The organism is Gemmiger sp. (genome assembly GCF_057431175.1).
In genome coordinates, this window is record NZ_DBMDDV010000010.1 from 67212 (window position 1) to 77406 (window position 10195).

7 protein-coding genes are annotated in these 10195 nt (G+C 59.0%); 6 read left to right on the forward strand and 1 reads right to left on the reverse strand.

Annotated elements, in window-relative coordinates; translation table 11 throughout:
* The first annotated feature begins 2 nt into the window (after positions 1-2).
* From ACZO0A_RS05625 to ACZO0A_RS05650, 6 genes are all read left to right on the forward strand, one after another.
* Complete coding sequence (locus ACZO0A_RS05625; RefSeq protein WP_317371423.1) at positions 3-1682, forward strand: hypothetical protein; 1680 nt, start codon at positions 3-5, stop codon at positions 1680-1682.
* A 182-nt stretch (positions 1683-1864) separates the two neighbouring features.
* Positions 1865-4738, forward strand: coding sequence for a DUF7601 domain-containing protein (locus ACZO0A_RS05630; RefSeq protein ID WP_486846147.1), 2874 nt, complete (start codon positions 1865-1867; stop codon positions 4736-4738).
* Positions 4739-4741: 3 nt separating this feature from the next.
* The gene (lepB, locus tag ACZO0A_RS05635) at positions 4742-5257 is read left to right on the forward strand and encodes a signal peptidase I (protein WP_215691597.1); all 516 of its coding nucleotides are present in this window, start codon (positions 4742-4744) and stop codon (positions 5255-5257) included.
* Positions 5258-5328: 71 nt separating this feature from the next.
* Positions 5329-6417: a DUF7601 domain-containing protein gene (locus ACZO0A_RS05640; protein WP_302376255.1), complete on the forward strand. Its 1089-nt coding sequence runs from the start codon at positions 5329-5331 to the stop codon at positions 6415-6417.
* Positions 6417-7184, forward strand: a complete 768-nt coding sequence (srtB, locus tag ACZO0A_RS05645) for a class B sortase (RefSeq protein WP_302376270.1) — start codon at positions 6417-6419, stop codon at positions 7182-7184. The genes ACZO0A_RS05640 and srtB overlap by 1 nt, the downstream gene beginning before the upstream one ends.
* Positions 7181-7819 (forward strand): Spy0128 family protein, encoded by a 639-nt coding sequence (locus tag ACZO0A_RS05650; RefSeq protein WP_302376256.1) that lies wholly within the window; start codon positions 7181-7183, stop codon positions 7817-7819. The genes srtB and ACZO0A_RS05650 overlap by 4 nt, the downstream gene beginning before the upstream one ends.
* A 270-nt stretch (positions 7820-8089) precedes the next feature.
* Here the strand turns inward: ACZO0A_RS05650 and ACZO0A_RS05655 are convergent, their stop codons facing one another.
* Complete coding sequence (locus tag ACZO0A_RS05655; protein ID WP_302376258.1) at positions 8090-9736, reverse strand: RNA-binding domain-containing protein; 1647 nt, start codon at positions 9734-9736, stop codon at positions 8090-8092.
* Positions 9737-10195 lie beyond the last annotated feature (459 nt).

A 10195-nucleotide genomic window follows, 5' to 3' on the forward strand; every position in this document is an offset into this window, starting at 1 on the left:
CTATGCGCAAACACTATGAACGTATCCTGCACGACAGCGAAAGCCGCGTGCAGCGCTATCTCGATATCCAGATTTTGGACGAGAACAGCCCCTTCTGCGGCGGTTTCCCCAAGGCGGACAGCCTGGCCGAGCCGAAAACGGCCATCTACCGCGCCACGACAATGACGGCCTGCTACCTGAACCCAGAGAGCCGTTACTACCTGGACGCCGAGCTGGGCCGCCGCCTGGCACTGGCGCTGGCTTTTGTGCGCCGCTCCCAGCGGCCCGGCGGTTACTTTGACCTCATCAACTGCAACTTCTTCTCCGGCCCGGATACGGCTTTCTGCACCAAGCGGCTGCTGCCCGCCTATGTCTACCTGTGCAAGGTCGTGGACGGCGCACTGCCCGCCGCGCCCGAAGCCAAGGCCGCTGCCGCAGAGCTGAAGCCTAAGTATGAGGCCATCATCCGCGATGCAGCCGATGCCCTGTGCCACTGCGGCTTCCACACCCCGAACCACCGCTGGGCCATCGCGTCGGTGCTGATGCTCTGCGCCAAGCTGTTTGATAAGCCCGAATGCCGCACCGCCGCCGAGGCCATTCTGAAAGAGGGCAACGACTGCAACGAGGACGGCGAGTACGCCGAGCGTTCGGCCGGCAACTACAACCGCATCAACAACGATGCCATGATCATGCTGGCCGTGGCCACCGGCGACGAGAGCTACTATGCGCCGGTGCTGCGCAACCTGGAAATGATGCTGACCTACATCGACCCCGACGACAGCATTTTTACCAACAACTCCACCCGCTGGGACATGGGCAAAAAGATCTACCCGCGGGAGTATTACCTCGAGTACCTCTACATGGGCTATACCTGCCGCAAGCCCGAACTGCTGGACGCCGCCAACGCCATTATGCAGATGGTGGAGCGCCATGCCCTGCGCAGCTTTGACTGCCTCATCAACCTGATGCTGCTGCCCGAACTGGCCGCGCTGGAGCACGAGGGCAGCGCAACCCCGACGAACTACCACAAATATTACGAAGGGTCGGGCATTGTGCGCTGCCGCCGCGGAAGCTGGTCCTACACGATCTTGAACAACAGCCCGAGCTTTTTGTTCTTCCAGCACGGCGACTTCACGCTGACCGTGCGCATCGGCGCGAGCTTCTGCGAGCACCGCAACTTTGTCCCCGCAGCGCTGGCCCCCAAGGACGGCGGCTATGCCCTGCACCAGACCATGACCGGCTGGTATTACCTGCCCTTTGCCGAAAAGCCCGCCACCAGCGATTGGTGGCAGATGGACAACGCTCACCGCGAAAAGCTCTACGGCCCCGACATGGTGTTTGACGTGCAGGTGAACGAGGTCGAAAACGGCCTGGACATCCACATCGTCAACTCCGGCATCGACCGCGCCCCGCTGCGGGTGGAGCTGGCCTTCAACGCGGGCTGCCGCGTCGAGAACGAGCATTTCATGCTCGAGGGCAATGACGGCGGCGGTGTCGTCGTCAAGGACGGCACGCTGGTCGCATCCAAGGGCGTGAACGGTATTTCGGTCGGCCCCTGCTTTGCCGAGCATAACTACACCGCCGGCAAGGAGGGCAGCATGGGCCGGATGGACGGCTGCTTTACCGCCTACCTGACCGCATACAGCACCTTTGACCGCACGATCTCCCTGCGCGCCGTGCCCAGCAAGTACGACCAGGCGTAAAAACTGCATAATTTACCCGAGCACCTGCCAGTTTTGGCGGGTGCTTTTTCTTTTTGCTGGAAAATATAACCTTTTGCACATCCACGCACCTCGACGCCTTTTGCGGGGCGGGGGCTGTATACTCCAAAGCGATCCCTGTGGGGGACAACCCCCATGGGAGACTGTGTGAGGAGGAACAGCATATGAGAAAACGTCTGTTGGCTGTGTTTCTGGCCTGCTGTATGGCGGCAAGCACGGCCAGCACAGTGTTCGCGGCGGACGATCTGCCCGCCCTGACCGAGCTGCCCGCCGTGGCTGCCCCGGCTGACCCTGACCCGCCTGCGGCGGAAGAAGTCGTGGTCGAGACCGAAGTGCCCGACCCCACGGCGGAACCGGCTCCGGAAACCACCGAAACCCCGCCGGACTCTGCTGCCGAGCCGACCCCGGAACCCGTGCCCACCGAGGCCCCTGCCCCGGAGCCGACAGCCGAGACAACACCCGAGCCGACGGCGGAACCTGCCCCCGAACCGACGGAACCGCCCATCCCAGACCCCACCGCCGCGCCAACTCAGGCCCCGGCTGGCCCGGAGCCGACGGCGGCCCCAACGCCGCAGCCTACCGCTGCGCCGCTGCCTACCGTGCCCCCCGCGCCCGCGGCCAGCCCGACACCGCTGCCCACGGCCAGCCCGGTTTCACAGCAGACTGCGGAGGAGACGGAATATGCCGCCGTGCTGGCAGCGCCTATACCAGAGCCGACGGCCGTGCCCCTTGTAGTGGACACGCTGGAAGTAGAGGACACCATCAGCACAGACGGCTGCTTTACCGCTGTCGTCAACGGCAGCGCGGAACGGCAGGACGTGACCTACACCTGGTATCGCAGCCACGATGGCCAGAACTGGGAGCAGGTCACGCCGCGCATCTGTACCGGCAGCGAGTGGAACATCACCGAGGGCAGCGAGCACAAGCTGAACGCCGCCATTGATTCCTGCATCGCCAATGTCGGCCCTACCGAGCGGCTGTATTACAAAGTGGAAGTCACCGGCTTCAACGGTACTAAGGCGGCCGAAGCCCGTGTGCCCTACCATTTGCAGCTGCAAAACGGCAGCTTTGAAAGCCCGAGCCTGCACAGCATGGCGGTGGAGCATACCCGGACCGGCGTGCTTTCCTATGCACCGGAGGACAAAGAACAGACCATAAAAAGCCATTTTGCCCAGTTGGCGGACACCACACAGGGGCTTGTATGGCACACGACAGGCCTTTACTACCACTGGACGGACGAGGAAGAAACACGCGCCGATAAAACCCAGTGGGCCAACTACATAGAAATTGTAGATGGAACCAACCACAACTATAATGACGACTTAGAAAACAACGACCCCAGGGTCAGCTACAACACCCGCAGCGCCCAGGACGGCAATCAGTTCGCCGAGCTGAACTGCGAAGCCTACGGTGCGCTCTATCAGGATGTGCTGACCGTGCCCGGCTCCACGCTGAACTGGTCGCTGGCCCACAAGGGCCGCAACGGCGCGGACACGATGGTGCTGCTGATCGCGCCGGTCACGGTGGCCGAAGCAATCACCAAAACGCTGACTGCCGCCGCCCAGAACGAGGCTAAAGACAGTGTGCGCAATGCCCTGAACGATCTGGTCGAGTACAACGGCCAGAAGGTACCCATCAGCACTTTTATGGTCGGCGGCGAAATGACCGATGGCATCGCCAACTGGGCAACACACAAGGGCACATACCAGGTCCCTGGCGGGCAGTATGTGAGCCGCTTCTTTTTCCTGGCGGTGCAAACCCAGGACGACAAGCGCACCGAGGGCAATCTGCTGGACAACGTCTGGTTCAGCACCGACCCTGCCCCGGCGGTGGCGGGCCGCGCAAATCTGACCATCCGCAAAACCATAACGGGCGGCCTGACTGTCGAGGAGCTGACCGCCGCGCGGGCAAACCTGACGTTCACCGTGGCGAACCAGAACGGTACGGTCGCGACGATCCACGGTGCGGATATGACCGTGGACAGTGCTGACCCCACCCGCAGCCGCTATACCCTGACCGACCTGCCGCTGACCAGCGACGACGGCAGCGTAAACTACACCTACACCGTGGAAGAGACTGGCCACGATGCCCCGGCGGGCCTGCTCTACCTGGGCACCCAGGCGGCGGTGAACGGTGACAATGAGCAGACAGGCACAAGCCTGGCGGACATTACGCTGACCACAAGCGCCGACACGACCGCAGAGTTCCGCAACATCTACGCCCGCCCCACCGGCAGCCTGCACCTGACCAAGGCTGTGGCCGACGAGGCGCAGCAAGCGGAAGCCGACGCAGTGACGAACACCTTCACGGTCAGCAGCCTGCCCATCGGCAGCTATACACTGCAATTTGATGATGGTACGACCGAAACGCGGGAACTAACGGCGGGCGGCGCGCTGACCATTGCGCTGAAGGGCCTCACCGGCGTGACGCTGAAAGACATCCCGGTCAACCGCTATACCGTGACCGAGACGGCCCACCCCGACCTGGCAAACTACTACTGCACGACCACCGCCGACGATGCCGCAGCCGAAGTGCAGGTCATGTCCGGCCAGACGGCAGAGGTGACCATCACGAACAGCTATGCGCCGTTCCTGACGCTGACCATCACCAAGCAGGTGACAGGCGGTCTGGGCGACGCCCGCCGTGAGTTTCCCTTCACGGCCACGGTCGCCGGCCAGGCCATCACCGCCGCCAGCGCCTATGTGACGAAAGGGGAAGGCGCGGCCCTGACCGGGAGCGGCTTCACGCTGCGCCACCGGGGCAGCATCACCATCGGCCACCTGCGCCCGGGGGATGCCTTCACCGTGACCGAGACCGACAACACCGGTTACGAGACGAGCTTCGACCTTGACGGCAGCGTCGAGGTCGGCGCCAGCGGCGGGGGAACCCTGGGCGCACAGAGCGCCACGCTTACCTGCGTCAACAACAAGGACGGCGCACCGCCCACGGGATTTGGCCCGGACACGGCCCCGGCAGTCTGGATGCTGCTCTGCGCCCTGCTGGGCTTGGTCTGCCTGCGCCGCCGCAAGGGGGCGTGACCTATGGAGCCGCAGACCCGGCGCCGGGCAGCCTGGGCGGATATCCGGGAGTTTCTTGTGCGGGCCGGGGCGCTGGCCGCGCTGCTGGTCATGCTGTTCGGCGTCGTGTTCGGGCTGTACATCCAGCCCGATGCCGCGATGCATCCGCATTTGAAGCCCGGTGACCTGCTGCTGTTTTACCGGCTGCCCCGCAGCTGCACGGCAGGGGAGGTCGTTGTCTTTACCAAGGATGGCCAGCGCCGCACAGGCCGGGTCGCGGCCCGGGGCGGCGACACGGTGGAAGTGACCGACGCAGCGGCGCTTGTCATCAACGGCAGCACGGTGGCAGAGCCTGATATCTACGAAGAAACGCCGAAATATGACAGCAACGTGACCTACCCGCTGACCCTGGCCGACGGCGAATATTTTATATTATGCGACGCCCGCGCAGGCGCCCGCGACAGCCGCTGGTTCGGCCCGGTGCAGGCAGGGGAGATACAGGGCCGCGTGATCGCTGTATTGCGGCGGAATGGGATATAAAGGGGCGGCCTTGCCGTTGCCGTCCGCCTTTCCTTCCGAGCCATCCATCACATAAAAACGAGGTACTTACCATGAACACCATCAAACTTTCTGCCGCTCTCACCGCTGCTGTGCTGGCCGGGGCGCTGTCCACGGCGGCCTATGCAGCCGATGCCGAAAGACCTGCCAGCCGCATCACGGTCAGCGGCGGCAGCATCATCCTTAAAAAGGCCATCAACCTGGACAAAGCCCCCGGCGCGGGCGGCATCAAGGGCACGATCACTTTCAACGTGGCCGCAGGCCAGGATGGCGACCTGCCCCAGGCCCACACCGCGGACGAAATGCTCGGCACGGCGGATCAGCTTGCCAGTACCACGGCCACGGCGGAATTTACCGCCGATGCCCAAGGAAAAGCCAACACCGAGAGCAATGTGACCGTTGATTTCAATATGGACAAGTTCACAAAGCCCGGCATCTACTACTACCGTCTGACCGAGCAGGCCCACGGCATCAGCGGCCTGTCCACCGCGCCGCTCTACCTGCTGAAGGTCAGCGTCGCCAATGAGAGCGAGGCCGAGCCGGATGGACAGCACTTCAAGCTGGAGTATGCCATCCTGGCCGAGAAAGAGACCGGCACAAAAGCCGAGCTTGTCACCAACGAGTACACGACCCACAGCCTGACCGTGACCAAGCGGCTGGCGGGTGACTTTGCCAGCTATGGCGACAGCTTTGACTTTACGCTGCACATCACAGATCCTGACACCGAAAACCATATGGCGTCGGTGACGCTGCGCACCGGCCCGGCAGACGACGAGCTGAGCGGCCCCGGCACGGTGTATACCCTGGAGAACGGCAAGAAGGAGATCAAGGTGACCCTCAAGGGCAACGAGCAGTTGGAAGTGACCGGCCTGCCCGAGGGCGCGACCTATACCATCGATGAGAGCGGCACCGACGCGGCGAAATATACCTCGACCACCTGGGTGTTCCCCGGCGGCACCGGGAAAGGAACCAGCCTGGGCCAACAGACCATCGGCACGGCAGACGCGGCCATCACGGTCACGAACATCCGTGACGCGGTCACGCCCACCGGCCTGCTGTTGGATGCTGCGCCCTACGGCGCTATGCTGGCCCTGGCGGTGGGCAGCGGTGCGGTGGTGTTCCGCAAGCGCCGCTGTGATTGATGCTTTCCGCAGCGGCACACCTGGCCCGGCTGGGCAGTGCGGTGGTCAGCGCCCTGGCAGCCGTGCTGATGGCGGTGCTGCTGGCTTTCGGCGGGTTCGCCCTCTGGCAGGACGCTGCCGTCAGCCGGGGCGCATTTGCCAGCGCGGACCTGCTGCAATATAAGCCCGCCGACAAGAACACTGCTGCCCCGACACTGGCCGAATTGCAGGCGCTGAACCCCGACGTCTGCGGCTGGCTGACCATCGACGGCACCCACATCGACTACCCGCTTGTGCAGGGCGCGACGAATATGGACTACATCAACCGCGACGTCTACGGCGAATTTTCGCTGTCGGGGGCGGTGTTTCTGGACAGCCGCAGCAAGGCGGATTTCAGCGATGGGTATTCCATTGTCTACGCCCACCATATGGAGAATGGCGCAATGTTCGGCGATATATCAAAGTTTGTGCAGGCAGACTACTTTGCGGCGCACCCTTCCGGCAGTCTGATACTGCCCGATGCAGCGTATGAGATCGAGCTGTTTGTCTGCCTGGAGGCAGACGCCTACGACGCGGAGATTTACGCTGTGGAGCGCTACACCGCCGACACTGCCGCCTTGCTTGACGCGGTGCAGGCCCGGGCTGTGCAGCAGCGGGCGCTGGATGTGGGCTCGCAGGACAGGCTGATCGCCCTGTCTACCTGCGCCGGGGCCGAGACGAACGGCCGTGTGGTGCTGCTGGGACGGCTGCGCCCGGCAACTTTGGATGAAGGAGATGAAACACAATGAGTTTTGGCAAAACGACCCTGCGGCGCTGGCTGCCCGCGGCGGCGCTGGCGCTGGCGCTGCTCTGCCCGCTGCCGGTCTTTGCGGCACAGGCGGGGGCCGAGATCCCGGTGACGGTGCGCACCGACGGCGCAGCCTGCGACACGGTGTACACGGTGGAAATCACCCCGCTGGATAACGCCCCGACACCGGCCCAGACCAGCGTGCAGGTCAAGGGCGGCGGCACGGTGTATTTTACCGGTCTGACCTTTGACGCGCCGGGGGATTACCGCTATAAGCTGGCCCAGGTAAAAGGCTGCGCCGCCGATACGACCTACGACGGCCGCACCTACACTGTGACGGTGCGGGTGATGACCGCCGCCGACGGTAGCCTTGATACCGAACTGTGGGCGGTGCGCAGCGGCAGAACTGCTAAAGCGGCGGGGGTGGTGTTCACCAATCGCTATGACCCGCCCGCCCCGGCAGCCACGGCCACACCTGCGCCGAGCGCCGCGCCGATGCCGCGCCCCATAAAAAACACGGCCCGCCCGGTGGGAGCCCTGCCCCGGACCGGGGATGCTTTCCCGCTGGAGGCACTGGCCGCGCTGCTCTGCGCGGGCGTAGTGGGCTTTGGCACGGCCTGGAACAAACGCAGATAGTATGTAATAAGGAAGGCCCCGGCAGTTTGCGGCTGCCGGGGCACTTGCTTTGCAGGGGAAACCTGACTATAATAAACAAAAAAGGTCACTTGCAAATGCAAGTGACCTTGTTTCTATGTTACAAAAAAGATACCCGTTACAATGGGAAGACTATAAATGATGAAAATACATCACAGATAAAAAGGCAGCATTTTTTCAGCGTAAAAGTCAGCGTAAATTCAAAAAGTCAGCGTAAAAGTCAGCGTAAATTCAAAAAGTCAGCGTAAATTATCATTTGTTGATTTTGTACTTTGTTCCGCGGCATTTGCCAACAGGCTGTAATATGCCATCTTTGCACATCTGCCGCAGAATGTAATAGGTTTGGTTTTTATTAAAGCCACACAACTCCTGCGCTTTCTGGTTCGTGATCCATGGCTTAAGTTGCAAATACTCCACGATTCGCCCCTTAGCCTGAATTTGATTGACTGTTTTATCCTGAACATAAGCTACGTCGGTTTTTACCGTTTCGTAGACCTTGAGTGTCAGCATATAGGTCTTTCCATTCAATTCCAAGAGTCCCTCGTCTCGCAGGCTATTCAATACTTTATGGGCGTTATTATCGGATTCTTGGATGGTTTTTGCTGCTTGCTTTAAGGTGATTTTTTGATGTTCACGTAGATAGTGCAGAATCATCAGTTCCGACAGGGTAAACATTTTTGAACGCTTATCCTGCATTTCCGCGATGAAGTGCACAAAGTTTTGATTCTCCATTGTGCTTCGCAAGGTCAGCCTTACAGAATTTGGCGTACTGGTATACTCCGGGTAAGGCTTGCCTTCTGTCAGCATACTCTGGTACATAATATCTACGCCCTGTCCTGAACGCTGCACATATTTCAGATGTTGGAGCGTCATAGCAATCAGTTTGTTGCGTGGAATAGACTGATGTGTGATAATATTGCTCTCGTTGATGTCTTCTGGAAAACCGCCAGGGTTTTCTATCACGATTTTTGTCGGATAATGCTTGACATAAATTGGGGCGGTCTCTTCGTATGACCGATGCGCCAAGGCGTTCAACAACGCTTCTTGAAAAACGGCTTCCGAAAAATCATAAACCTCAAGACGATACAGCCCAACCTGCACATTGGTCAAGTGGTTATAGGTTCGGATACGTTCCGTCAGCTTATCTAAAATTGAAATAAGTGGCTCTTGCATATCCATTCGGTTGTCGTACTCTGTCTGTGCTTCGTCGCTGTAATGGAGATAAATTACCTCCGCCTGCGGCAACAACCGTGAAATAGATGTGGTCTTACCCACAAACAGTAAACCAGCCACAGTTACACGCACTTCGTCTTTTTCAAGGCGAATGAGCTTCAAGTTATCCAGAAAAGTTGTATCTGCCAGGGCGGGCAACGCGGAAGCTGAATCGCGAATCCGCAATTTTTCCTTTAAGCGATATACTTCCAGCAAATCTATGTCACCTTCGGAAGCACCCTCTACGATTTTGGATGAAAAATCCAGATTATCAGCGGGTGAGTATACGTCGTTTGCAGGGTAAAATGGTTTAGTTACTTTTCCTAGTCGCTTATAGTAAATACCGCTGGTGGTTGCCACAGGGGAGCCTACCTTATCAACAGACACAACCAAAACAACCCCGTCAGATGTTTCTACCGCTTCAATTTCGGTAAATAGGCTGGGACGAGTCATATCGTAGATAGCTTCCATCAAAGCCTGCGGATCGCTTTCTGAACATCCAGTAATGGTTCCGTCATCTTCGACACCAAACAGAAAAACGCCGCCCACTGCATTGGCTAGGGCAACCGTGCTTTTCACCGCAAGTTCTTTTCGCTGCTTGTAATTGCCGCATTTGACCCATGACTTAAACTCTTGTCGGGTGTTTTCGCCAGCGGCAATCATTTTTCGAAGCTCTTGTTCTGTCATGGCTTCTCCTCTCCCTCAGAAGCAAAAAAAGATGATAACCATATTATAGCATATAAAACAAATAAGGCAACTCACTTACGCAAGTTGCCTTATCTCTATGTGATAAACCACCCTATGAAAAAGTCAGTGTCTGTTAGGGCAATCTGTATAAGTTTCGTAGGCGCAAATGAGAAGTTGATGAATGGAGCCTTTATAGTAAAACCGGTATATTTATGACCGAACACCTTATCGAGAAAAAGTTGAATTCGTACGATAATTTTAGACATCAGTGCATCCCCTCCTTTTGCAACAACCTTCTCATTTGCTTTTATCCTATCGGAGCCTAGCGGATCTGGTGAGCCAAGGAGGGGAAGAATCTTGGCTCAATAATAGTATAGCACATCAGGGAATAGAAGTTGAGAACAAACTATGAATTATCGCTTTTTCTTTTTTTCTTGTACCGCCTCAAATACTTTCTTC

Coding starts and splice junctions, on each gene's coding strand:
- ACZO0A_RS05655 (WP_302376258.1), bottom strand. CDS start 9,736: ATGACAGAACAAGAGCTTCGAAAAATGATTGCCGCTGGCGAAAACACC.
- ACZO0A_RS05640 (WP_302376255.1), top strand. CDS start 5,329: ATGAACACCATCAAACTTTCTGCCGCTCTCACCGCTGCTGTGCTGGCC.
- ACZO0A_RS05630 (WP_486846147.1), top strand. CDS start 1,865: ATGAGAAAACGTCTGTTGGCTGTGTTTCTGGCCTGCTGTATGGCGGCA.
- ACZO0A_RS05650 (WP_302376256.1), top strand. CDS start 7,181: ATGAGTTTTGGCAAAACGACCCTGCGGCGCTGGCTGCCCGCGGCGGCG.
- ACZO0A_RS05625 (WP_317371423.1), top strand. CDS start 3: ATGCGCAAACACTATGAACGTATCCTGCACGACAGCGAAAGCCGCGTG.
- lepB (WP_215691597.1), top strand. CDS start 4,742: ATGGAGCCGCAGACCCGGCGCCGGGCAGCCTGGGCGGATATCCGGGAG.
- srtB (WP_302376270.1), top strand. CDS start 6,417: ATGCTTTCCGCAGCGGCACACCTGGCCCGGCTGGGCAGTGCGGTGGTC.